This window comes from Mesorhizobium sp. 8, from assembly GCF_006351905.1.
Taxonomy (GTDB): domain Bacteria; phylum Pseudomonadota; class Alphaproteobacteria; order Rhizobiales; family Rhizobiaceae; genus Mesorhizobium; species Mesorhizobium composti.
This window is the reverse complement of sequence record NZ_CP040914.1, coordinates 2,891,887-2,914,608: the sequence shown is the minus strand read 5'-3', so window position 1 is coordinate 2,914,608 and position 22,722 is coordinate 2,891,887. Positions and strand designations below refer to the sequence as shown.

At 66.1% G+C, this 22,722-nt stretch carries 28 protein-coding genes; 12 read left to right on the top strand and 16 right to left on the bottom strand.

What is annotated here, in order from left to right:
* The first annotated feature begins 10 nt into the window (after positions 1–10).
* From FGU64_RS14255 to FGU64_RS14235, 5 genes are all read left to right on the top strand, one after another.
* Positions 11–202, top strand: coding sequence for a DUF1192 domain-containing protein (locus FGU64_RS14255; protein ID WP_139953809.1), 192 nt, complete (start codon positions 11–13; stop codon positions 200–202).
* Positions 203–342: 140 nt separating this feature from the next.
* Positions 343–1,590 (top strand): MFS transporter, encoded by a 1,248-nt coding sequence (locus FGU64_RS14250; protein WP_139953808.1) that lies wholly within the window; start codon positions 343–345, stop codon positions 1,588–1,590.
* Between the two features lie 31 nt (positions 1,591–1,621).
* Complete coding sequence (locus FGU64_RS14245; protein WP_139953807.1) at positions 1,622–1,882, top strand: metalloregulator ArsR/SmtB family transcription factor; 261 nt, start codon at positions 1,622–1,624, stop codon at positions 1,880–1,882.
* A gap of 69 nt (positions 1,883–1,951) precedes the next feature.
* A complete protein-coding gene (locus FGU64_RS14240; protein WP_139953806.1) occupies positions 1,952–2,467 on the top strand; it encodes a helix-turn-helix domain-containing protein in 516 nt (171 codons plus the stop codon).
* A gap of 127 nt (positions 2,468–2,594) precedes the next feature.
* Entirely contained in the window at positions 2,595–3,026 is a 432-nt protein-coding gene (locus tag FGU64_RS14235; protein WP_139953805.1) for a heme-binding protein, read from the top strand.
* Between the two features lie 18 nt (positions 3,027–3,044).
* Here FGU64_RS14235 and FGU64_RS14230 read toward each other — a convergent pair whose 3' ends face one another.
* The 3 genes from FGU64_RS14230 to mtgA form a co-directional block, all read right to left on the bottom strand.
* Positions 3,045–3,446: a hypothetical protein gene (locus FGU64_RS14230; RefSeq protein WP_139953804.1), complete on the bottom strand. Its 402-nt coding sequence runs from the start codon at positions 3,444–3,446 to the stop codon at positions 3,045–3,047.
* A gap of 155 nt (positions 3,447–3,601) precedes the next feature.
* Positions 3,602–3,784, bottom strand: a complete 183-nt coding sequence (rpmF, locus tag FGU64_RS14225) for a 50S ribosomal protein L32 (protein ID WP_136357600.1) — start codon at positions 3,782–3,784, stop codon at positions 3,602–3,604.
* A gap of 154 nt (positions 3,785–3,938) precedes the next feature.
* Positions 3,939–4,649, bottom strand: coding sequence for a monofunctional biosynthetic peptidoglycan transglycosylase (gene mtgA / locus FGU64_RS14220; RefSeq protein ID WP_246671120.1), 711 nt, complete (start codon positions 4,647–4,649; stop codon positions 3,939–3,941).
* 129 nt (positions 4,650–4,778) lie between these two features.
* Here mtgA and FGU64_RS14215 point away from each other — a divergent pair, with 129 nt between their 5' ends.
* The gene (locus FGU64_RS14215; protein WP_139953802.1) at positions 4,779–5,711 is read left to right on the top strand and encodes a polyprenyl synthetase family protein; all 933 of its coding nucleotides are present in this window, start codon (positions 4,779–4,781) and stop codon (positions 5,709–5,711) included.
* Between the two features lie 75 nt (positions 5,712–5,786).
* On the opposite strand, the gene FGU64_RS14210 is transcribed toward FGU64_RS14215, so the two are convergent.
* From FGU64_RS14210 to FGU64_RS14190, 5 genes are all read right to left on the bottom strand, one after another.
* Complete coding sequence (locus tag FGU64_RS14210) at positions 5,787–6,137, bottom strand: VOC family protein (protein WP_139953801.1); 351 nt, start codon at positions 6,135–6,137, stop codon at positions 5,787–5,789.
* Complete coding sequence (locus tag FGU64_RS14205; RefSeq protein WP_136357608.1) at positions 6,134–6,520, bottom strand: RidA family protein; 387 nt, start codon at positions 6,518–6,520, stop codon at positions 6,134–6,136. Before FGU64_RS14205 ends, FGU64_RS14210 begins: the two co-directional genes overlap by 4 nt.
* 4 nt (positions 6,521–6,524) lie before the next feature.
* Positions 6,525–7,424, bottom strand: coding sequence for a hypothetical protein (locus tag FGU64_RS14200; RefSeq protein ID WP_139953800.1), 900 nt, complete (start codon positions 7,422–7,424; stop codon positions 6,525–6,527).
* A 45-nt stretch (positions 7,425–7,469) separates the two neighbouring features.
* The gene (gene leuD / locus FGU64_RS14195; RefSeq protein WP_139953799.1) at positions 7,470–8,075 is read right to left on the bottom strand and encodes a 3-isopropylmalate dehydratase small subunit; all 606 of its coding nucleotides are present in this window, start codon (positions 8,073–8,075) and stop codon (positions 7,470–7,472) included.
* Between the two features lie 83 nt (positions 8,076–8,158).
* Positions 8,159–9,385 (bottom strand): argininosuccinate synthase, encoded by a 1,227-nt coding sequence (locus tag FGU64_RS14190; protein WP_139953798.1) that lies wholly within the window; start codon positions 9,383–9,385, stop codon positions 8,159–8,161.
* A 252-nt stretch (positions 9,386–9,637) separates the two neighbouring features.
* On the opposite strand from FGU64_RS14190, the gene FGU64_RS14185 reads away from it, so the two are divergent.
* Entirely contained in the window at positions 9,638–10,903 is a 1,266-nt protein-coding gene (locus FGU64_RS14185) for a Glu/Leu/Phe/Val dehydrogenase (protein ID WP_136357763.1), read from the top strand.
* Between the two features lie 62 nt (positions 10,904–10,965).
* Entirely contained in the window at positions 10,966–11,607 is a 642-nt protein-coding gene (locus FGU64_RS14180; protein WP_139953797.1) for a LysE family translocator, read from the top strand.
* Here FGU64_RS14180 and FGU64_RS14175 read toward each other — a convergent pair.
* Genes FGU64_RS14175 through rlmN form a run of 3 tightly spaced genes read right to left on the bottom strand, consistent with a single transcriptional unit; the run spans position 11,588 to position 13,772 of the window.
* The gene (locus FGU64_RS14175) at positions 11,588–12,055 is read right to left on the bottom strand and encodes a hypothetical protein (RefSeq protein ID WP_139953796.1); all 468 of its coding nucleotides are present in this window, start codon (positions 12,053–12,055) and stop codon (positions 11,588–11,590) included. The two genes, FGU64_RS14180 and FGU64_RS14175, sit on opposite strands and share 20 nt — an antisense overlap.
* Positions 12,052–12,543 carry a hypothetical protein gene (locus FGU64_RS14170; RefSeq protein WP_139953795.1) on the bottom strand — a complete coding sequence of 164 codons (492 nt, stop codon included), beginning with the start codon at positions 12,541–12,543 and terminating at the stop codon, positions 12,052–12,054. Before FGU64_RS14170 ends, FGU64_RS14175 begins: the two co-directional genes overlap by 4 nt.
* Positions 12,540–13,772, bottom strand: coding sequence for a 23S rRNA (adenine(2503)-C(2))-methyltransferase RlmN (gene rlmN, locus FGU64_RS14165; protein WP_139953794.1), 1,233 nt, complete (start codon positions 13,770–13,772; stop codon positions 12,540–12,542). The genes FGU64_RS14170 and rlmN overlap by 4 nt, the downstream gene beginning before the upstream one ends.
* Positions 13,773–13,973: 201 nt before the next feature.
* Here rlmN and FGU64_RS14160 point away from each other — a divergent pair, with 201 nt between their 5' ends.
* On the top strand, positions 13,974–15,323 hold the full coding sequence (locus FGU64_RS14160) for a chloride channel protein (RefSeq protein WP_139953793.1): 1,350 nt from the start codon (positions 13,974–13,976) through the stop codon (positions 15,321–15,323).
* Positions 15,324–15,372: 49 nt separating this feature from the next.
* On the opposite strand, the gene FGU64_RS14155 is transcribed toward FGU64_RS14160, so the two are convergent.
* The 5 genes from FGU64_RS14155 to FGU64_RS14135 all read right to left on the bottom strand — a co-directional run bounded on the left by FGU64_RS14155 (position 15,373) and on the right by FGU64_RS14135 (position 18,265).
* Positions 15,373–15,876 (bottom strand): invasion associated locus B family protein, encoded by a 504-nt coding sequence (locus FGU64_RS14155; RefSeq protein ID WP_136357625.1) that lies wholly within the window; start codon positions 15,874–15,876, stop codon positions 15,373–15,375.
* 264 nt (positions 15,877–16,140) lie between these two features.
* A complete protein-coding gene (locus FGU64_RS14150; protein WP_136357627.1) occupies positions 16,141–16,500 on the bottom strand; it encodes a YkvA family protein in 360 nt (119 codons plus the stop codon).
* A gap of 80 nt (positions 16,501–16,580) precedes the next feature.
* The gene (locus tag FGU64_RS14145; protein ID WP_139953792.1) at positions 16,581–16,889 is read right to left on the bottom strand and encodes a 4a-hydroxytetrahydrobiopterin dehydratase; all 309 of its coding nucleotides are present in this window, start codon (positions 16,887–16,889) and stop codon (positions 16,581–16,583) included.
* Positions 16,889–17,485 (bottom strand): RNA 2',3'-cyclic phosphodiesterase, encoded by a 597-nt coding sequence (thpR, locus tag FGU64_RS14140; RefSeq protein ID WP_230978739.1) that lies wholly within the window; start codon positions 17,483–17,485, stop codon positions 16,889–16,891. Before thpR ends, FGU64_RS14145 begins: the two co-directional genes overlap by 1 nt.
* Before the next feature lie 141 nt (positions 17,486–17,626).
* On the bottom strand, positions 17,627–18,265 hold the full coding sequence (locus FGU64_RS14135; RefSeq protein ID WP_139953791.1) for an arylesterase: 639 nt from the start codon (positions 18,263–18,265) through the stop codon (positions 17,627–17,629).
* A 110-nt stretch (positions 18,266–18,375) separates the two neighbouring features.
* Between FGU64_RS14135 and FGU64_RS14130 the strand changes: the two genes are divergently transcribed.
* From FGU64_RS14130 to FGU64_RS14120, 3 genes are all read left to right on the top strand, one after another.
* Positions 18,376–19,077: an ABC transporter ATP-binding protein gene (locus tag FGU64_RS14130; RefSeq protein ID WP_136357633.1), complete on the top strand. Its 702-nt coding sequence runs from the start codon at positions 18,376–18,378 to the stop codon at positions 19,075–19,077.
* An 18-nt stretch (positions 19,078–19,095) separates the two neighbouring features.
* Entirely contained in the window at positions 19,096–21,645 is a 2,550-nt protein-coding gene (locus FGU64_RS14125) for an ABC transporter permease (RefSeq protein WP_139953790.1), read from the top strand.
* Between the two features lie 225 nt (positions 21,646–21,870).
* Positions 21,871–22,641: a Bax inhibitor-1/YccA family protein gene (locus tag FGU64_RS14120; protein WP_139953789.1), complete on the top strand. Its 771-nt coding sequence runs from the start codon at positions 21,871–21,873 to the stop codon at positions 22,639–22,641.
* Positions 22,642–22,722: the final 81 nt, after the last annotated feature.

The window sequence follows — 22,722 nt, the reverse complement described above, 5'->3', positions numbered from 1 at the left end:
GAGAGCCGCGATGGCGATCTTTGAAGACGAACCGAGGAAAAAGCCGAAAGCGCATGAAATCGGCCAGGACCTGTCGCTGCTGTCCGTCGCCGATCTCAACGAACGCATAGGCCTGCTGCGCGAGGAGATCGCCCGGCTGGAGGCGGAACTGCAGGCCAAGGGCGCCACCAAGTCGGCCGCCGAGGCGCTGTTTCGCCGCTAGAGTATGATGCCGAAAAGTTGCAGACTTTTCGGAAAACACCATACGTCAAAAACGAATTCCAGGTGTCGTATCGCCGCCGCTGAAAAGCCCCAAACCGCCTATTGTGACGTGGGTGCACCGATTCTCCAGACGGACCTCCGATGCTCGCAGCCTACAGACCGATCCTTTCCCTCCTTCGCGGCACCGCCTTCCTGCTCGCCGCTTCCGGCCTGCACGGCCTGCTCCTGCCGTTGCGCGGCCAGGTGGAGGGGTTTTCCACCGCCGCGCTCGGCCTGATGGGCACCGCCTGGGCGAGCGGCTTCGTCGCCGGCTGCTTCTTCGCGCCGCGCATCGTGCGCCGCGCCGGCCATGTGCGGGCCTTCGGCACCTTCGCCGCCTCGGGCGCCATCATCGCGCTGCTAACCGGCCTGATCATCGACGAATATGCCTGGATCGTGCTGCGCGCCTTCACCGGCTTCACCATGGCCGGCGCCTTCATGATCATCGAGAGCTGGCTGAACGAGAAGGCCACCAACGAGAACCGCGGCACCGTCTTCGGCCTCTACATGATGGTCACCTACGCCTCGATCATGGGCGGCCAGATGATCGTCGCTGGCGGCGACGTGCACTCGGCCTCGCTGTTCATGATCACCGGCATCTTCTTCTGCCTGTCGCTGATCCCGACGGCGGTGTCGACCCAGTCGACGCCGCAGCCCCTGCAGGACGTCAAGCTCGACCTCAAGGGCCTCTACGCCAACTCGCCGGTCTCGGCTGTCGGCTGCCTGCTGATCGGCGTCGCCAACGGTGCCTGGGGCACGCTGGGCGCCGTCTACGGCGCGCGCGTCGGCATCTCGACGCCAGCGATCGCCTTGATGATGAGCCTTGTGGTGATCGCCGGCGCCGTCATGCAACTGCCTGCCGGGCGCCTGTCGGACCGCACCGACCGGCGCTACGTGCTGGCAGGCGCCGCCTTCTGTGCGGCGCTGTTCGCGCTTCTCATCTTCCTGTTCCAGCCGCGGACGGGCGCCCTGGTGCTCACCTTCGCGGCCTGCTACGGCGCTTTCGCCTACACGCTCTATTCCGTCGCCGTCGCGCATGCCAACGACCACGCCGACGCGCAGGATTTCGTCAAGGTGTCCGGCGGGCTGCTGCTGCTCTACGGCTTCGGCACCATGATCGGGCCGATGCTGGCTGCCGGGCTGATGGACCGGGTCCGGCCCGAAGGGCTGTTCCTGGCCACGGCGCTGGCGCATCTTTCACTCGCCGGCTACACGCTCCTGCGCATCAAGGCCCGCGCCCCGGTGCCGATCGAGGATCGCGACGCCTTCAAGACCCAGCCTGCCGAGCGGACGCTGACGCCGGAAGCGGCGCGTCTCGACCCGCGTACGAAACCCGAAACCGGAGGTTGAGATTTCCGTAACTTTGCCTCACAAATGAGGCATGACGCCAGATGCCTTCGTCGCCATCGCCGATCCCCACCGTCGCTACCTGCTGGAGGAATTGCGGCGCGGCCCGAAGACGGTGGGTGAGCTGGCGTCGGGCCTGCCCGTATCGCGGCCGGCGGTCTCCCAGCATCTGAAGGTGTTGCTCGATGCAGGCCTTGTCAGCGCCGAAAGCCAGGGCACGCGCCGCCTCTATGCAGTGAGCGGCCCCGGATTCCTCAAGCTCAACATCTGGCTCGATCAGTTCTGGGAAGGGTGACGCCACCGCGGCTTGCGTCATTCGATCACCGATCCTATCTTGCAACTGGTTTTCCCGCGAGATGCATCGATGCCGCTTGACCGACGCTCCGGCTGCCCCATCAACCTGTCGCTGGAAGTGTTCGGCGACCGCTGGAGCCTGATCATCCTGCGCGACATGATCTTCGGCGGCCGGCGGCATTTCCGCGAGTTGCTAAACCATTCGATGGAGGGCATCGCCTCCAACATCCTGGCCGACCGCCTCAGGCGCCTGCTCGAGCTCGGCATGCTGACCAAGGCCGACGATCCCACGCACAAGCAGAAGGCGATCTACAGCCTGACGGAAATGTCGATCCAGCTCGTGCCGATCATGGCGCAGCTCGGCGCCTGGGGCCGGGTCTGGCTGCCGGTCAGCGAGGAGCTGTCGATCCGCGCCGAACTGCTGGAGAAGGGTGGGCCGGCGCTGTGGGACCGGTTCATGGACGAATTGCGGCACGAACATCTGGGTATCGGTGCGCAGAAGCCCGTCGGGGAGACGGTGCGCGCCGAGTTGCAGGCCGCTTATGAAGCCGTCGTTGCCCGGAAGACGGCGGCGGTCACGGCCTGAGGCGACGCGCCGGCAGCATATTTCCGCAAAGCTTCAGCCGTCTCGCAGGCGAAGCTGTTTCAATGCCGGCGACACTTACCTATCTCACCGGCATATCCAATCATCGCTTTGCAACGGAGATATTTGCATGACCGCTTTGACCCTCGCCGCCGCCAAGACCATCATCGATGCCGCTTTCGCCAAGGGCGAGGAACTGGAGCTACGGCCGCTTGGCGTTTCCGTACTGGATGCCGGCGGCCACCTCGTCGCCTTCCAGCGCCAGGACGGCGCATCCTTCCTGCGGCCGCAGATGTCGGCCGGCAAGGCCTACGGCGCGGTGGCGATCGGCATGGGCGGCCGCCGCCTGGAAGCCTTCGCCAAGGACCGGCCGCATCTCATGGCCGGCATTTCCGACGTGTCGGGCAGCAAGATCCTGTCCGTTGTCGGCGGGGTGCTGATCCGCGACGGCGCGGGCACGATCCTCGGCGCCGTCGGCATATCCGGCGATTCCTCGGAGAACGACGAGGCGGCCGCGATCGCCGGCATCGAGGCGGCCGGATTCACGGCCGATCCGGGTTGAGCCCGGCAGCGGCCTGCCTCAGCTCAGATTGACGTCGCGTCCGGCCGAGCGGATCGACACCGAGAAGCCGGCCAGCACGTCGATCAGCGCGATCACCATCAAGATGAAGAAGACGGAGTGTGCGGCGCCCCTGGCCAGCAGAAATTCCACCAAGAACGCGACGAAGACGAAGGTGGACAGAAGATGGTCGAGGATCGAGGCGTTCGAAGTGCGCGTCGACTTCAGGATCTCGACGAAGAAGAAGGCAAGGCCGATCAGCACCATCAGGTCGCCGAGCGTCATGGAGAAGACGCCGCCAGACATCATGGAAATGGAGAAGATTTCGTTCGCCCACGGATCGTCGCCGCCGCCGAACAGGCCGGCGAGCCCGAGATTGTAGAGGATGAAGGGGACGATCAGCAGCGGGATACTGGCGAGCATCGGAAGGTTCCGGTTTGGTCGGCCCTGTAGACCGCCGGCACCGGCCGGCGTCAAGATGTTCTATGGCGAACCCGTGCCGCACGGCACATGGCGGGAAACGCAAAAAGGACCGGCCAGGGGCCGGTCCCGCGCTATCCAGTCCTGAAAGGAGGCTATCAGCCTTCCTTCGGCTCCAGCACCTGGCGACCGCGATACATGCCGGTCTTCAGGTCGATGTGGTGCGGGCGGCGCATCTCGCCGGAGTTCTTGTCCTCGATATAGGTCGGCGCCTTGAGGGCGTCGGCCGCACGGCGCATGCCGCGCTTGGAGGGGGAGGTTTTGCGTTTCGGAACGGCCATGGATATGCTCCATCAATTCGGTCAAAGCCCGTCATTGCCCTCGTGAAAGGGCCGCTTTCGGGCCGGATTTCCAGAAGAAAGTGGCGTGCCTATACACGGCCTGCGCCGTTTTGGCCAGCGCCGGCGCGAATTTTTTTGACCGCGAAGCGCCAGCCTATTGCAGGCAGCCGACATAGCCGCCGGACTTCGCCGCCCGTCGCTCGATCAGGTGGGCGAGCCGCCTGAGCCCCGGACCGGGCTTGGCCGGGTTGCGCTCATAGGGATTGGGCAAGGTGACGGCCAGAAGGGCGGCCTGCCGGCGCGTCAGGTTCTTCGCCGAAACGCCGAAATGATATTGCGCGGCCGCTTCGATGCCGTAGATGCCCGGCCCCCATTCTGCGATGTTCAGGTAGATTTCCAGGATCCGCCGCTTCGACAGCACGGCGTCGAAATAGACGGCCAGCGGCAGTTCCGCCAGCTTGCGCAGGCTTGCCAGCGGTCGCGACCACAAAAACAGGTTCTTCACCGTCTGCATGGTGATGGTGGAGGCGCCGCGCGTCGCCTCCCCGGCCAGCGCGTCATCCACCACGCCCCTCAACTCGCCGAGATCGATGCCGTGATGGAAGCAGAACTGGCCGTCCTCCGACATGATGACGGAGTTGGCGAGCACGGGCGCCACATCGTCGAGCGACACCCAGCGCCGCTCGTAGCCGGAAAAGGTGGCGAGGTCCTTCAGCATCAGCGTCGAAACGGGATGGACGAAGGACGGCGCGTAGAGAACGGTCAGAACCACGGGAACGAGCGCCAGTGCCAGTGCCGTCATCACGATGCGCCTGACCCAGCGCCGGGCACCGACGCGGCTGCCGCGCTTTGCTCTCGACGCCATTTCCAGCCCTTCGGCCCCTTGGTCGCTGATCGGTTCCGCCAACCCGTTCAACCTCGATCAAACCCCCTACCGGCATAAAGGCGGTTGGCTGCTTGCGCAATGTCTGAGTGTCGGCTACCGCTCGCGGCCATGGCGAAAGACGACGACACGGCATTCGATCAGGCGGGCTTCGATGAGGCGCTTCGGCGGCGCGCCCGGACGGTGGAGGCGGTGCTTCGGCAGGTGCTGGAGCAGCGGCCGCTGGCCGGCGAAATCGCCCGGCCGCAACGGCTGATGGCGGCGATGCAGCACGGCGTGCTCGCCGGCGGCAAGCGGCTGCGCCCCTTCCTGGTGATGGAAAGTGCTGCGCTGTTCTCAGCCGACGGCGAGGCGGCCGCGCGCGTGGCGGCGGCGCTCGAATGCGTGCATTGCTATTCGCTCATCCACGACGATCTGCCGGCGATGGACGACGACGACCTGCGCCGTGGCCAGCCGACCGTGCACAAGGCCTATGACGAGGCGACCGCCATCCTGGCCGGCGATGCGCTGCTGACGCTGGCCTTCGATATCGTCACCGACGAGGCAACGCAGCTTGCGGCCGAGCGCCGGGCGGCGCTGGTGCTTGCTCTGGCGCGCGCTGCCGGGGCCGGCGGCATGGCGGGCGGCCAGATGCTCGATCTGCAGGCAGCCGACGCGCCGCCGGACGAAGCCGGCATCATCCGCCTGCAGGCGATGAAGACCGGCGCACTCATCCGCTTCGCCTGCGAGGCCGGCGCCATCGTCGCCGGCGCGCCGGCAGCCGAGCGCGAGCGGCTGGCCGAGTTTGGCTCGGCGATCGGACTGGCCTTCCAGCTTGCCGACGATCTTCTCGACCTCACCGCCGACGCCGGGACCATGGGCAAGGCGACGGGCAAGGACGCGGCCGCCGGCAAGGCGACGCTGGCCGCCCTGCATGGGGAAGACTGGGCGCGGCGCCAGCTTGCCGGACTGGTCGCGCAGGCGCACGCGCTGCTCGAACCTTACGGCGCACGCGCGGCGATGCTGGCGGACGCCGCTTCCTTCGTGGCCGCGCGCGACAGATAGAGGCCGGCCCGATCTATCTTCTTATTTTAACGCAATTCCGAACGGAAATCCGGTCTCACTTTCGGGGGACCTGCTTCAGGCGTGCGAGAGAATGTTGACCAGTCGGCCGAACGGGTCACGCACGTAGAAGCGTTTCACGCCCCATGGCTCGTCGGCCGGGCCGTATTCGATCCGGAAACCGGCATCCTTCATGCCTTTCAGCGCGGCCTCGACGTCGTCCACCTCGATGGAAAGGTCAGGCACCGGTGTGCTGGAGCCACCCTCTTCCATGAAGCTCAGCTGGACCGTCATCCTTTCATCCGAACCCCAGGTGGTGATCCAGCCCATATCCATGAGGACATCGAGGCCGAGCACATCGCCGTAGAAGCGCTTCGCGGCTTCCATGTCGCCGGTCGCCACATTGGCGACGATGCGGCGCACCGTCATGCCGCGCCCCTCTTGAGGGCCGTCACCTCGATCTCGATCTTCATTTCCGGCTTGTTTAGCTGGCAGGTTATCATGGTGGCGGCCGGGCGGATGTCGCCGAAATATTCCCCCAGGATGGGGAAGACCGTGTCCACGTCGGCCGGGTCGGTGATGTAGTAGTGCGCGCGCACGACGTCGGCCAGCTCGAAGCCGCCCTCCTTCAGTGCTTTGGTTATCGTGTCCAGGCAGTTGCGGGTCTGCGCCTCGATCGTGTCGGGCATGGTCATGGTGGCGTAGTCATAGCCTGTGGTGCCGGAGACGAAACACCAGTCGCCTTGCACCACGGCGCGCGAATAGCCGGCGGTCTTCTCGAACGGCGAGCCGGTGGAGATCAGCTTGCGCATCGCGTCAGTTCGGCGGCGTGAGCGCGGTGGTCATCAAGCCGCGAATGGCGGGCGGCCAGCGCTTCAATGCAGGCCATGTATCGACGTCCTTTTCGCCCTGATGCGCGAAATAGACGGCCTTGTTCCTCGTATCGACCGCCATAAAGGAATCGGCGACGCCGCAGGCGTGCGGCGTGCAGCCGTTGCCGAAGACGATCCCCATCTTGGTCGTCTCGGGCGCGCCGCTGACGCTGAGGCCGACGACGACCTCCGACATATGGTCGCCGAGCAGCTTGCGGCTCATCCGGTAGATTTCGGCATTCTTGAAAGCGTCAAGCATGCTGGCCAGCTTCGACGGGCTGAAGTTCTTCCACCCGGTATTGGGCTCGGGCGAGAAGGAGAGCTCTCCCGCTGTGGTCAGCCCGGCGTCAGGCGACCACGTCTGCACCAGCGCGGTGTCGCCGGGCAACAGGTAGGGCAGGAAGACGATGCGATCGTCCGACACGGAGGCCGGCGGTGCACCGCATTCTTCCTCGCCGATGGCAATGCTTTGGATTTCGTCGCCCTTCGGCTTCCAGACCAGCACTTCGGCCGGGCCGCAGGCATTGCCGCCGTTGCCGACCGCCACCAGCGCCACGTTGACGCCGCCGACAGTGACGACCTTGTCGAAATTCACCTGGTAGTTCTTCGCCAGTTCCCTGCCGTCATAGGCAAGGGTCTTTTCGCCGTATTTTTCCTGCTGGGTGATGGTGAGCTTGCCGCCCTCGAAATCGATGGAGGTCGGCGGCTCGCCTCCGGCCACGGCGTCGTTTGGCGCGGGCTCGGCGGCGGGCGCCGGGTCCGCCGCCTGCTGGGCATGCGCAGCAATGCCCGAGAAGACGAAAAGCGCCGCCGCGCAGGTTCCGGCAAGAAACAACCGCGTCATGACACGTCTCCTAGACTTGGCCGGCACGCCGTGTCGCGCCGAAAATCACGCCCAGGGGCGGACTTCCGCGTTGCGCTTCTCGAAGGAGGCGATGGCGCCGGCCTTCTCCATGGTCAGGCCGATGTCGTCGAGGCCGTTGAGCAGGCAGTGGCGCTTGAAGTCGTCGAGGTCGAACCTGACCACGCCGCCGTCCGGGCCGCGGATTTCCTTGGCTTCGAGATCGACCGAGATGGTGGCGTTGGCGCCGCGCGAAGCGTCGTCCATCAGCTTGTCGAGATCCTCGGGGCTGACGGTGATCGGCAGGACGCCGTTCTTGAAGCAGTTGTTGTAGAAGATGTCGGCGAACGAGGTCGAGATGACGCAGCGGATGCCGAAGTCGAGCAGCGCCCACGGTGCGTGCTCACGGCTCGAACCGCAGCCGAAATTGTCGCCGGCGACGAGGATCTGCGCCTTGCGGTAGGCTGGCTTGTTGAGGACGAAATCCGGGTTCTCCGAGCCGTCCTCGTTGTAGCGCATCTCGGCGAACAGGCCGGTGCCGAGGCCGGTGCGCTTGATCGTCTTGAGATAGTCCTTGGGGATGATCATGTCAGTGTCGACATTGACGATCGGCAAGGGTGCGGCGACGCCGGTGAGCTTGGTGAATTTTTCCATGGCCTGATGCCCGTCTTGGGTTGCGGGGATGACCCCGGATTAACATAAAGGCTGCCGCAAAGGAAAGGCAGCTTCGTGCCGCCTCAGTTGCCGCGGTTGCGGGCCGCCAGCGTCCTGAGCCTCAGCGCGTTCAACCGGATGAAGCCTTCGGCGTCCTTCTGGTCGTAGGCGCCGCGATCGTCCTCGAAGGTGACGAGGTCGTTGCGGTAGAGCGACTTCTTCGACTTGCGGCCGGAAACGATGGCGTTGCCCTTGTAGAGCTTCAGGCGCACCGTGCCTTCGACGTCTTCCTGGCTCTTGTCGATCAGGGCTTGCAGCATCAGTCGCTCGGGCGAGAACCAGAAGCCGTTGTAGATCAGTTCGGCATAGCGCGGCATCAGCTCGTCCTTGAGATGCGCCGCGCCCCGGTCGAGGGTGATCGACTCGATACCGCGATGCGCCTGCAACAGAATCGTGCCGCCGGGCGTCTCGTAGACACCGCGGCTCTTCATGCCGACGAAGCGGTTTTCCACGAGGTCGAGGCGGCCGATGCCGTTGTCGCGGCCGAGGTCGTTGAGGGCCGCCAGCATCGCCGCCGGCGAGAGCGCCTTGCCGTTCAGCGCGACGGGATCGCCCTTCAGGAACTCGATCTCGATTTCCGTCACCGTGTCCGGCGCGTCCATCGGCGAGATGGTGCGCTGGTGGACGAATTCCGGCGGCTCGACCCATGGGTCTTCCAGCACCTTGCCTTCGGAGGAGGAGTGCAGAAGGTTGGCGTCGACCGAGAAGGGCGCGTCGCCGCGCTTGTCCTTGGCGATCGGGATCTGATGCTTTTCGGCGAAGTCGAGCAGGTCGGTGCGTGACTTGAACGACCAGTCGCGCCACGGCGCGATGACCTTGATGTCGGGGTTCAGCGCATAAGCCGAAAGCTCGAAGCGAACCTGGTCGTTGCCCTTGCCGGTGGCGCCATGGGCGACGGCGTCGGCGCCGGTCTCGCGGGCGATCTCGACCAGTCGCTTGGAGATCAGCGGCCGGGCGATGGAGGTGCCGAGCAGGTAGAGCCCCTCGTATTCGGCGTTGGCGCGGAACATCGGGAAGACGAAATCGCGCACGAATTCCTCGCGCACGTCCTCGATATAAATCTCCTTGGCGCCCATCATCTCGGCCTTCTTGCGCGCCGGCTCCAGGTCGCTGTCGCCCTGGCCGAGGTCGGCGGTGAAGGTGACGACTTCGGCGCCGAGCTCGGTCTGCAGCCATTTCAGGATGATGGAGGTGTCGAGGCCGCCCGAATAGGCGAGCACGACCTTCTTGACGTCTTTCAGCTTGGCCATGGGAAGTCCGTTACCGTTCAGCGCGTGTTTGGATGGCGCACTTCATAGCAGGAAAGCGCCGCGCGGCAAGCGTTCGGGCCGGCATCGAAAGTTGCGCCACGGATGCGCAAACAGCCGGAAAATTACGCAAATGGTCCAATAGAGGCGATTGAGGCATTGTTAAGGGCGCGGCTTGTGTGCAATTCAGGGCGCGGCCGTCCGGCCGCCTCATCCCCTCGCCATGAAAAGCAGGAAATCACGCAAGGAATGACCATGTCGCAAGGCAACCTTCTCGACAGCGCCCTCTCCCGTCTCGACGAGGCGGCCAAGCACATCAACGTCGATCCCGACGTCATCGAGAAGCTGAAATACGCCCGCGAAACCACCAAGGTCCGATTGATGATCCGCATGGACGACGGGTCGCGAAAATCGTTCCTCGCCTGGCGATGCCGCTATGACGACACGCGCGGCCCGACCAAGGGCGGCATCCGCTTCCATCCCGACGCCACCGTCGAGGAAGTCGAGATGCTGGCCTTCTGGATGACCTTCAAATGCGCGGTCATGAACCTGCCCTACGGCGGCGGCAAGGGCGCCGTGCAGGTCGATCCGCGCCAGCTCTCCAAGGCCGAGCTCGAGCGCCTGTCGCGTTCCTACATGCAGGCCTTCTCGCGCATCATCGGGCCGGACCGCGATATTCCGGCGCCGGACGTCTACACCAACGCCATGATCATGGGCTGGATGGCCGACGAATATTCCGAGATCGTCGGGCAGGCCTCGCCGGCCGTCATCACCGGCAAGCCGATCGCGCTCGGCGGCTCGCTCGGGCGCGGCGACGCCACCGCGCGCGGCGGCTACTATCTGGTGCGGCATCTCTCCGGCGACCTCGGCCTCAAGGGTAAGCTGCGCATCGCCATCCAGGGCTTCGGCAATGCCGGCCAGCATATCGCCTCGCTGTTCGCGGCAGACGGCCATTCGATCGTGGCGGTTTCGGATTCCGGCGGTGCCGTGGCCGCTGCCGGCGGGCTCGACGTCGAGGCGCTGCTGGCCGCCAAGGCCGAAGGCCATTCGGTGGTGACGACGGCCGGCAGGCACGGCCATGAGGCCATCGCCGCCGACGAAATCGTCGGCGCCGATTGCGACATCCTCGTTCCCGCCGCGCTGGAAAACATGATCCACGAGCACAATGCCGCGACCGTCAAGGCCAGGCTGGTGCTGGAACTGGCCAACGGGCCGGTGACGCCGGAGGCCGACGCGATCCTGGCTTCGCGCGACGTGGTGGTGCTTCCCGATATCCTCGCCAATGCCGGCGGCGTCACCGTCTCCTATTTCGAGTGGGTGCAGAACAAGCAGGGCTATTACTGGGAGCTGGAGGAAATCCACACCAAGCTGCGCACCATTATGGAGCGCGAGGGGCGGGCGATCCGCGAGCTTTCGGTGTCGCGCGGCATCACCATGCGCACGGCCGCCTATGTGCATGCGCTGAGCCGGTTGGCCGAGGCCATCGAGGCGCATGGTACGCAAAGCTACTTCATCAGCTAGCAATTTTCGGCTAGAGAAAGCGGGCGCCGATCCGGCGCTCGCTCCAATTCCGGTTACCTCCCGTGACCTTCATTCCCGACCTTTCCATTCTCGTCCAGTTCGCCATCGCCAGCGTCATCCTGGCAATCACGCCGGGACCGGACATGACATTGTTCGTCTCGCGCACGCTCTCCCAGGGCCGCGCCACGGGCTTCGCCTCGATGTCGGGCGCCCTGTTCGGCACGCTGGTCCACACGACGCTGGTGGTGGTCGGCATCTCGGCGCTGATCGTCGCCTCGCCGATGGCCTTTTTCGTGCTGAAGATCTTCGGCGCCGGCTATCTCGTCTTTCTCGCCTGGCAGGCGCTGACGAAGGGTTCGGCCTTCTCGCCGGAGGCAAAGGCCGGTCCGCGCATCTCGCTGTTCAGGAGCTGGATGGCCGGCCTCGGCGTCAACCTGCTCAATCCCAAGGTCATCCTGTTCTTCATGACCTTCCTGCCGCAATTCGTCTCCGCGCACGACCCGCATGCGCCGGGCAAGCTGTTCTTCCTAGGCGCCCTGTTCGTGGTGGTGTCGATCGTGGTAACGGCGCCGATGGTGCTGGCGGCCGAACGCTTCGCCGCGGCGATGAAGGCGAGCCCGCGGGTCACCCGCGTGGTCGACTATCTGTTCGCCGGCGTGTTTTCCGCCTTCGCGCTGAAGATCCTCACGGCCCAGGCGAAGTAGCGGCGCCCGCACGCCACGACCCGGCCGTGCGGCCGGCGACCAGCCAGTAGAAAATGCCGCCGACGATGCCGCTGCCGAGGATCGTCGCCATCATGCGAGGGCTGGCGGCCTCGAGGCCGGGATCGGGTGCCTGGTACAGGAAGGCGAGGAAGACGGCGGCGACCGCGCCGCCGCCGAGCGCGTAGGTGAGCCAGTCCCGCCGCGCCAGCAGCTCGCCGACCAGCACCACCGCGACCGCCGGGATGAAGCCGAGATAGGCGACGAACAGGGCGACGAAGGGGACCGAAAAGATCAGCGACCCGGCCACGAAAGCCGGCGCGTCCCCGGGCTCGAAACCGGCCCAGGCGAAGACGATGACGTGCAGGAAAGCGCTCGCCGCCAGCGAGGCCGCGACATAGCCGGCCAGGATGACGACGAGGCGCAGCAGGCAGGCGAGGACGCCGCTCATGTTTCCACCGCTCGCCTACGCGCGGCGACGAAGCGTCCCGCGCCTGCCCAATAGGCCGCGCCGCCGGCGAAGCCGCCGGGAAGGGCGGCAAGGAACGGCTCGATCATGCCGAACAGCGAGCCGCTGTAGATGCCGAAGATGAGGAAGGACGGGACGACATCCGCCAACCCGGCGAAGGCGTAGCTGCGCCAGCGCCGCCAGCCCAGCCGCTCGCCGAGCGCGATCGCGACGATGAAGCCCGGCAGGGCGCAGAAGAACGTCCAGAAGAAGGCGACGAAGACGATGACGGGCGCGTCGGTCAGCGCGAAGCGGACACCCGCCAGCGTTCCGCTCGACATCGCCGACGGTGCAAACAGCAACGCCACCGTCACTACGGTGGCGACCGCGACGGCAAGGACATAGCCGGCGGCGATCAGCAACAGTTTCAAGAGGGCCGACCGCAGCCGGCCGGGCCTGCCGCCCTGCTCTCCGGCGGCGCCGGCGCTCACGCCTCGCCGTGCCCCGCGATCATCATCGCTTCGAGCGCCAGCCGGTCCACTTTCCGCATGCGCTCCGATTCCGACTTCAGCTGGCCGCAGGCGGCGAGGATGTCGCGGCCGCGCGGCGTGCGGATCGGCGAGGCGTAGCCGGCATTGTTGATGAAGTCGGCGAAGCGCTCGATCGTCTCCCAGTCGGAGCACTGGTAGTTGGTGCCCGGCCAGGGATTGAAGGGGATGAGGTTGATCTTGGCCGGAATGCCCTTCAACAGCGCCACCAGCGCGCGGGCGTCGTCGAGGCTGTCGTTGACGTCCTTGAGCATGACGTATTCGAAGGTGATGCGGCGGGCGTTGGACAGGCCCGGATAGGCGCGACAGGCTGCGATCAGGTCCTTCAGCGGGAACTTCTTGTTGATTGGCACCAGGAGGTCGCGCAGGTCGTCATTGGTGGCGTGCAGCGAGATCGCCAGCATGACGCCGATCTCCTCGCCGGTGCGATAGATTTCCGGCACGACGCCTGAGGTCGACAGCGTGATGCGGCGCTTCGACAGCGCCAGCCCATCGCCGTCGGAGGCGATGAGCAGCGCCTTCTTCACCGCCTCGAAATTATACAGCGGCTCGCCCATGCCCATCATGACGATGTTGGACACTTTCCGCCCCTCGGTTGGTACGATGGCGCCGGCCGGCGTGTCGCGGTCGGGGAAGTCGCCCAGCCGGTCGCGGGCGGAAAGCAGCTGGGCAAGAATCTCCTCGGCCGTCAGGTTGCGCACCAGCTTCTGTGTGCCGGTGTGGCAGAAGGAACAGGTCAGCGTGCAGCCGACCTGGCTGGAGATGCACAGCGTGCCGCGGCCTTCCTCGGGGATGTAGACCGTCTCGATTTCCACCGGCCGGCCGGCGCCGCGCGGCGGAAACCGGAACAGCCATTTGCGGGTGCCGTCGGTAGAGTTCTGCTCCTCGACGACTTCCGGCCGCGCAATGGAAAAATGCCGGTCAAGCGCGGTGCGCAGGTCCTTGGAGATGTTGAACATCAGGGAAAAGTCGGAGACGCCGCGCACATAGAGCCAATGCCAGAGCTGGCTGGCGCGCATCTTCGCCTGCTTTTCCGGCACGATGCCGGCGGCAACGAGAGCCTCAGCCAGTTCGGGCCGGGTCAGGCCGATCAGCGGCGGTTTTTCGGCAGCGACGGGACAGGCAAGCGCTGCGCGCGCGTCCGGGCTGGTAAGATCGAGGGAAAGGGACATGGCCGGCCCAATATAAGCGATTTGCGGCCGATTTCAGCATCGGGCGCACGGAAAACGCGGCGCATAGCACAGGTTGGCGGAAGAGTCATCGACCGGTTGGAGGAAGCGGCGGTCCCGGCGGCGTCAGCCGTCGCGAGCCGTTCATGGGTTCAACGCGCTTTCGAGCTGTGTTACCGCTCGCCGAAACAGGCAGCTTCGACGATGGCAGTCCCGCCCCGCAAATATCCCATGCTGCGTCGCACGCGCGTGCTCTGGGGCTCGCGCCGCGTCTGGCAGCCGCGCCTGGTGTTCTGGAGCGGCGCCATCGCCGTCGGCCTTATCAGCGTCCTTTTCGCGAAGCTGGCCGATCTGGCGCAACTCGGCTTCCAGATGCTGGTGAATGACGGCCATGGCTGGCGCGGCTGGTTGCCGCTGGTCGTCACGCCGCTCGGCTTCGTCGCCTGCGCGTGGCTCGCCTTCACCTGCTTCCCCAATTCGCAGGGTAGCGGCATCCCTCAGGCGATCGCGGCACGGCATCTTCGTTCCGACGAGGATCGTAGCCGCCTGCTCTCGCTGAAGATGGTGGTCGGCAAGATCGGCCTCACCCTGCTGGGACTGCTCTGCGGCGCCTCGATCAGTCGCGAGGGACCGACGGTGCAGGTCGGAGCCTCCGTGATGTTGCAGGCGGCGCGCTGGGGCGGCATCGCGCAGGAACGAGGGCTCATCCTGGCCGGCTCGGCTGCCGGCGTGGCGGCTGCCTTCAACACGCCGCTCGCCGGCATCGTCTTTGCCATCGAGGAGATGGGGCGTACCTACCAGGCACGCACCAACGGGCTTGTGCTGACAGCGGTGATCTTCGCCGGCCTTGCCTCCCTGGGGCTGGTCGGCAACTACACCTATTTCGGCGTCGCCAAGGACAGCGTGTCGTTTGCCGACTGGCCGCTGGTGATCGCCTGCGGCGTGGTCGGCGGTGGGTTCGGCGCGCTGTTCTCGTGGCTGACGCTCAAGGCGACGCGCCGTATCCGGCGCTGGAACACGCTGCGGCCGTTGAAACGGACGCTGGTCGTCGCCGCGCTATGCGGGCTCGGCGTCGCCGTCATCGGGCTGGCAGCCGGCGGGCTGACATTCGGCACCGGCTACAGCCAGGCGCGCGGCGCCATCGAAGGCGCTCCGCTGCCGTGGTATTTCTTCGGCGCCAAGCTGGCGGCAGGCGTGCTGTCGACGGTCTCGGGCATCCCGGGCGGTCTGTTCGCGCCGTCGCTGGCCGTGGGAGCGGGACTTGGCAGCACGCTCGGCATGGCCTTCGGCTCCAGCATCGGCATCGCCTCGCTGCTCGGCATGGCCGGCTATTTCGCCGGCGTGGTGCAGGCGCCGATGACGGCTTTCGTCATCATCCTGGAGATGACCGGCAATCACGACAACGTCATCGCGCTGATGCTGGCGTCAATGCTGGGTTACGGTACGGCGCGCATCGTCTCGCACGAGCCGCTCTACCACGCCCTGTCGCGCATCTTCATCGCCGAGGCGATCCGCAGGCATCGCGCCGAGGCCGCACCGGGCGCCGAAGGCTGAGCCGTCAATCCGGCGGCCGCCGTCGACCGGCAAGCAGCCGTGAGAGCACCTACTTGCAGCTCTTGATCGAATCGAGCGCCGCCGAGATGCCCTTGAGCGAGAAAGTATAGCTGGTGGCGTTGCCGCGGCCGGACTTGGCCTCGACCTTCATGTCGGAACCGCCCTTCATGGCGGCGACCAGCACCGGCTCTTCGGCCGCGTTCTCGACCCAGGCCGACTTACCCTTGGTGAACATCGAGAAGGACTTGCCGTTGATCGTGACGGTGGCCTTCGAGCCTTCCTGGAAGTTGTAGCCGGCGATGAACTGTGGCTCGTAGGATACCTGCTGGCCCGGCCGCTGGCTGACGAAGAAGAACATATCGCCGTGGTCGAGGCTGGGCGGCTGCTTGTCGGTCGGCACAGTCAGCACGTAGCAGACCTTGCCGTTCGCCGTCTTGTAACTGTAGGTGCCCCAGGCGCTGTGCTGGCCGATCTTGGTCGCCTGCTGGGCGAGCGCCGGAGCTGCGCCCGCGACAAGGATGAGGCTCGCAACTGTGGCTATCAATCCGCGCATCGCTTTTCCCGTATTCTCAAATGGTTCGAAAGCCAGGCCGGATCCCGCCCAGCCCGTTCGCTTCATTTTGATTTAATCTGGGTTACCAAAGGGTGAACTTCCGGGAAAGGAACCCCCACCAAAGGAAACCGCCGCCATCTCCGCGCCGCAACCCGAGAGCGGCGGCGCGATGTCCCTGACCGACTTGGAAAATAGGAAAGCGGCGAGAGTTTGACTGCGCCTGCCACGGGCGGCGCAGGGAGCGGTGCGTCGATCCGCCCCGGATCAGCTTTCGTCGGCGATCGCCTCGCGGGCGGCCAGCCGATGCGCGGGCGTGATGTGGGCGCGCACGGCGGCGATCGCCGCCGTCAGCACGGCAACGTCGTCTGTGAAGCCGAGGCCGAAGACGAAATCGGGAATGGCGTCGGTCGGCAGCACGAAATAACCCAGCGCAGCCAACAGGATACCCTTGGCGCGCAGCGGCGTGTTCTTGTCGAGCGCGCAATAATAGGCGGCCACGACATCCTCCATGAAGGGGATGTGCCGCGCGGCCTTTTTGGCGGTACGCCAGAACTTTGCACGCACTTCGGTCTCGTCGCCAGGCTTGCCGAAACGGGAAAAATCGAAGCCGGTCTGCTTCGCCATTGCCATCTCCTTTCGCCGGCCCCGAAAGGCCGTTCAACGGAAATGTGGGGAAAGTGCGCGGCCGGTGCAAGACCTCGCGGTCAGCGGCCGGTCGAACCGCCGGCTAGGCGGTCGATCTTTCCCGCCAGTTCGATATCGAGCGCGGTCAGGCCGCCCGCATCGTGGGTGTTCAAGCGAATGTGAACGGTCTTGTAGACGTTCGACCAGTCGGGATGGTGGTCCATCTTCTCGGCCGCCAGCGCCACGCGCGTCATGAAGGCGAAGGCCTCGGAGAAATTGCGGAACTCGAAAGTACGGGCAATGGACCCGCCGTCAGAGCCAAGCGTCCAGCCATTCAGCCGTGTGAGTGCTTCGTCCACCGCCGCCGAGGAGAGCTTTTCGCGTGCCATCAGCGCATGACCCCCGACAGGTCGCGCGCGTCGTCGTGCCGATCCGCGAACCGCCCTTCGCCGGCCAGCAACGGCCAGGCTTCCTCGATCACATAAGGACCGCCGCCGACCGAATCGCGCGACGACATCAGGACGAAGCGGCCGACACGGAAGGGCTGGGCGGCGAAATTGCCGCGCGCCGAAAGATAGTGTGCCACGTCGAGCGGGCTGGAATTGCGCAGCCGGGCCAGCGTGACGTGCGGCATGAACTTGCGCGGATCGGAAGGCAGGCCGAGCCGCTGGCAGATGCGCTCGATCTCGGCTTGCAGCGCGGCCAGGTCGGGCGAGGCGGCGGCTCCCGCCCACACCGCATGCGGCTTCTTGCCGCCGAAGGCGCCGACGCCCGACAGGGTCAGCGAGAAGGCGGGCCGCCGCACACGGTCCAGCGCATCGGCGATCTCGTCGGCAACGTGGCCTTCTACGTCGCCGATGAAGCGCAGCGTGATGTGGTAGTTCTCGACGTCGATCCAGCGGGCGCCCGGCAGGCCACCCCTGAGCAGCGACAGCGAAAGGGCGGCGTCGCGCGGGATTTCGAGGGCGGTGAAAAGACGCGGCATGGCAAGCCTCCTGTCCTCGAATCGAAATCTTGTCCGACAGCGAATCACCGATGGCCGGCGGGAGCAAGCGGTTTGTTTTTTGCACGGGCGCCGCCGCCCGCCATCAGAACAATCGCGAAAGGGCCGGACGGTTCCGCCCGCTCACGACTTCGTCTGCAAGGTCGACACCGCTTTCTCGACCATCGGCAGGATGCCCTCGACGATCCGCTTCACGCCGGCGGCGTTGGGATGCATGGCGTCTTCCAATTGCAGGGCGGAATTGCCGGCGACGCCGTCGAGGAAGAACGGATAGAGCGGCACGCCGTATTTTTCAGCGAGGCGTGGATAGATGGTGCCGAAGGCCTCCCCGTAGGCGTGGCCGAGATTGGGCGCGGCCACCATGCCGGCGAGCAGCACCGGGATGTCGCGCTCTTTCAGCCGCGCCAGCATGGCGTCCAGGTTCTTGTCGACCAGTGCCGGATCGATGCCGCGCAGCATGTCGTTGCCGCCGAATTCGAGGATGACGAGTGCCGTGCCATCCGGCACCGACCAGTCGAGTCGGGCAAGCCCGCCGCTGGTGGTGTCGCCGGACACGCCGGCATTGGCGACGCTGACGTCGAAGCCCTTGTCGCGCAGGGCCTTTTCCAGCTGGTTGGTGAAGCGGTCTCCCGGCGCCAGCTGATAGCCCGCCATCAGGCTGTCGCCGAAGCCGACGATCTGCAACGGTCCGGCGCCGGCCGACTGCGGCATCAGGCCCAGCACGAGGAGCGCGAGCGCGTGAAGAAGATGTTTGAAAGCCATGTCGGCAGACCCATATGAGCGAGGCGTTTCTTGCGTCGATGTTGGCCATATAGGGCGGGTTCCGGCAGAATGTTCAATTCAGTTTCACCCCGCTCGGGACTTGTCGCGCCGTGAAGGACGCCGCGATCGCGATGCGCGACGTCTCGCTGACCCTGGGCGAGGGCGCGTCCGCCGTGAAGGTGCTCGACCGCGTCAGCCTGGAAGTTGCCGCCGGCGAGGCGGTCGGCATCGTCGGCCCGTCCGGTTCCGGCAAGTCGACGCTGCTGATGGTCCTGGCCGGGCTGGAGCGGATCGATTCGGGCACGATACGGATTGCGGGCCAGTCGCTTGCCGGGAAAAACGAAGACTGGATCGCATCGTTTCGGGGACGAAACATCGGCATCGTCTTCCAGTCCTTCCATCTCATCCCCAACATGACGGCGCTTGAGAATGTTGCCGTGCCGCTGGAGCTTGCCGGCCATGCCGATCCGTTCGGCCTGGCCGCAGCCGAACTCAGTGCGGTCGGCCTCGCCGGCCGTTTCACGCATTATCCGGGCGAGTTGTCCGGCGGCGAGCAGCAGCGCGTGGCGATCGCGCGGGCGCTGGCGCCGGCGCCGCATATCCTGATCGCCGACGAACCGACCGGCAATCTCGACCAGGCGACCGGCGCGCAGGTGGCTGACCTCCTGTTCGCCAAGGCGGCCGAACGCGGCACGACACTGGTGCTGGTCACCCACGATCCGGCGCTTGCCGCGCGCTGCGGCCGGCAGGTCGCCATGCGCTCGGGGCGGATCGTCGAGGATGCGGCGCCGGCCAGGCTGGCGAGCGCATGACCGGCCGGGCGTAGAGCGATGTCGCCTTTCCGCGCCTTCCGGCTCGCCGTCCGCTTCGCGCTGCGCGAAATGCGCGGCGGCCTGTCCGGTTTCTTCGTCTTCCTCGCCTGCATCGCGCTCGGCGTGGCGGCGATCGGCGGCGTCAATTCGGTGGCGCGGTCGATTGCGGCTGGCGTCGCCGACCAGGGTCAGGTCCTTCTCGGCGGCGACATGCGCTTCGAGCTCAACCAGCGTGAGGCGACGCCGCAGGAGCGCGCCTTCCTGTCCGGGCTCGGCCAAGTCTCCGAAAGCGCCGGCATGCGCTCCATGGCGCGCCTGCCGGACGGCTCGGATCAGGCGCTGGTCGAACTGAAAGCAGTGGACAGAGCCTACCCGCTCTTTGGGGCGCTGGAAACCGAACCGGCCTTGCCGAGCGAGGCGTTGTTCGCGGAGAGGGACGGCGTTTTCGGCGCGGCCGCGCAGGACCTTCTGTTGGAGCGGCTGGGGCTGAAGCTCGGCGACCGGCTGAAGCTTGGCGACGCCGAATACGAGCTGCGGGCGCGGATCGTGAGCGAACCGGATTCGTTGTCGGATGGCTTCGGCTTCGCGCCCCGGCTGATGGTCTCCCTGGACGGACTGAAGGCAAGCAGCCTCGTGCAGCCGGGCAGTCTCGTCGAGCACGTCTACAAGCTCAGGCTGCCGGCGGCCACGAGCGATGCCGGCATCGAGGCGACCAAGCAGAGCGCGGCGGAACAATTTCCCGAGGCGGGATGGTCGGTGCGGACGCGTGCCGCCGCTGCCCCGGCGCTGTCGGCCAATATCGAGCGCTTCTCGCAGTTCCTCACGCTGGTCGGCCTGACGGCGCTGGTGGTGGGCGGCGTCGGGGTGGCCAACGCCGTGCGTGCCTATCTCGACGGCAAGCGTGCCGTCATCGCCACCTTCAAGAGCCTCGGTGCTTCCGGCGGATTCGTCTTCGCCGTTTATCTGACGCAGATCCTGCTCATAGCCGGCATGGCCATCGTTGCCGGGCTGGCGCTCGGCGCGCTGATGCCGTTCGCGGCGGACTGGGCGTTACGCTCGCTGGTGCCGTTGCCGGCCGAAGGCGGTGTCTATCCAGGCGCGCTGGCGCTGGCCGCGCTGTTCGGCCTTCTGGTGACGCTGGCCTTCGCCATCCTGCCGCTCGGCCGGGCCCGGGACGTTGCGGCGGCGGCGCTGTTCCGCGAGGCGGGGTTTGAGAGCCGTGGCTTGCCCGGCTTCCGCTATCTGGCGGCCGCGGCCGCCATTGCGCTGGCCCTTGCCGCGCTCGCCGTGCTGACGGCTGACGACCGGCGGCTGGCGACGATCTTCGTCGCCGCCGCATTCTCCTCCTTCGTTGTCCTGCGCGTCGTCGCTTTCGTGGTGCAATGGCTTGCAAGACGAGCGCCCCGCATTCGCTCCACGGTGCTGAGGCTGGCCGTCGGCAACATCCATCGGCCCGGCGCGCTGACGGCTTCGGTGGTGCTGTCGCTCGGCCTCGGGTTGACGCTGCTGGTCACGCTGGCGCAGATCGACGGTAACCTCAGGCGCGAGATTTCCGGCAGTCTTTCGGAACGCGCGCCGAATTTCTTCTTCGTCGATATCCAGGGCGCCGAAGTCGACGCGTTCTCGGCGCTGATCGCCAGGGAGGCGCCGCAAGGGGTGCTCGCCAAGGTGCCGATGCTGCGCGGGCGCATCATGGCGCTGAACGGCGTGCCGGCGGAAAAGGCGAAGGTCGCGGCGGACGGCGCCTGGGTGCTGCGCGGCGACCGCGGCCTCACCTACGATGCGCAAAAGCCGGCCAATGCGACGCTGACGCAAGGCACATGGTGGCCGACCGACTATGCCGGCGAGCCGCTGGTATCGTTTTCGGCCGAGGAGGGCGAGGCGCTAGGCCTTAAGCTCGGCGATACCGTCACCGTCAATGTGCTCGGCCGCAATGTCACGGCCAGGGTCGCCAATTTCCGCCAGGTGCAGTGGGAGACGATGGGCATCAACTTCGTCATGGTGTTCTCGCCCAACACCTTCGCCGGGGCGCCGCATGCCTGGCTGGCGACGCTGGCCGACAAGGCTTCCACCACGGCGGACGACGCGCGCCTGCTCAATGCCGTCACCCGTGCCTTTCCCACTGTCACGGCGGTGCGCGTCAAGGATGCGCTGGACGTCGTCAACCGGCTGATCGGCCAACTCGGCACGGCGATCCGTGTCGCCGCTGGGGTCGCGCTGGTGTCGTCGGTGCTGGTTCTGGCCGGCGCGCTGGCCGCCGGCAACCGGGCGCGCATCCGCGATGCGGTGGTGCTGAAGACGCTCGGCGCCACGCGGCGCACGCTGATGGCGGCTTTCGCGCTGGAATATGCGCTGCTGGGACTGGCGACGGCGGTCTTCGCACTGGCCGCAGGCAGCGCTGCGGCATGGTTCGTCACCGCCCGCATCATGAAGCTGCCGGCGCATGTCCAGCCCGAGGTGGCGTTGGCGACGGTTGCGGCCGCGCTCCTCGTCACGGTCGGCGTCGGTCTTGCCGGGACGTGGCGCGTTTTGGGGCACAAGGCCGCGCCGGTGCTGCGCGAACTATAGTCCGGGAGCCGTCGCGGCCGCCGGCTTGGTTAAATTTGCGTAAGATTCGGCGCCTGAACGCCGGATTCGGCCTGTTTCTATCGTATCACGAGATATTACAATCAGTTATGGTCTTGTTCTCGACCGGAATAGTGCTCATATTTGCCCCAGGCATGCTGGAGCTCCGCCAGCGGCGCCTGGGCCGGTGGCCCGACACCCGACGGGGCAGAAGCGATAGAGGATCCCATGTCTGACTTCCGCAACTATCAAACCCGCGCCGTGCCCGCAGGCCACGCCGACGCGGCGATCGACCAGGGCCTGCGCGCCTATATGATCAAGGTCTACAACCTGATGGGTCTGGGCCTGCTGATTACCGGCATCGCCGCCGTCGCCACAATCATGCTGGCGACGACGTCCACCCCGACCGCCTACCAGATCGCCGACGGCACCTATCTCACCGGTTTCGGCTACGCCCTCTTCGCCTCGCCGCTGAAATGGGTAGTCATCCTGGCGCCATTGGCCGCGGTGTTTTTCCTGTCCTTCCGCGTGCAGTCGATGAGTGTGTCGGCCGCCCAGACCACGTTCTGGGTTTATGCTGGACTGGTCGGCCTGTCGCTGTCGTCGATCTTCCTGGTCTATACCACCGCGTCGATCTCGCAGACCTTCTTCGCCACGGCCGCCGCCTTCGGCGCGCTGTCGCTCTACGGCTACACGACCAAGCGCGACCTGACCGCGATGGGCTCGTTCCTGATCATGGGCGTGTTCGGCCTGATCATCGCCATGCTGGTCAACATCTTCCTGCAATCGTCGGCGCTCGCCTTCGCCGTTTCGGCGATCGGCGTGCTGGTCTTCGCCGGCCTGACCGCCTACGACACGCAGAAGATCAAGGAGATGTATTACGAGGGCGACGATCAACTGGTCGCCGGTCGCAAGTCGATCATGGGCGCGCTGACGCTCTATCTCGACTTCATCAACCTGTTCATGTTCCTGCTGCAGTTCATGGGCGACCGCCGCTAAAGGCGACACGGCTGGACCATAGAGTTTCGAAGGGCGGCCCAATGGCCGCCCTTTTCTTTTGCCGCGCGCCCTGCTGTTATG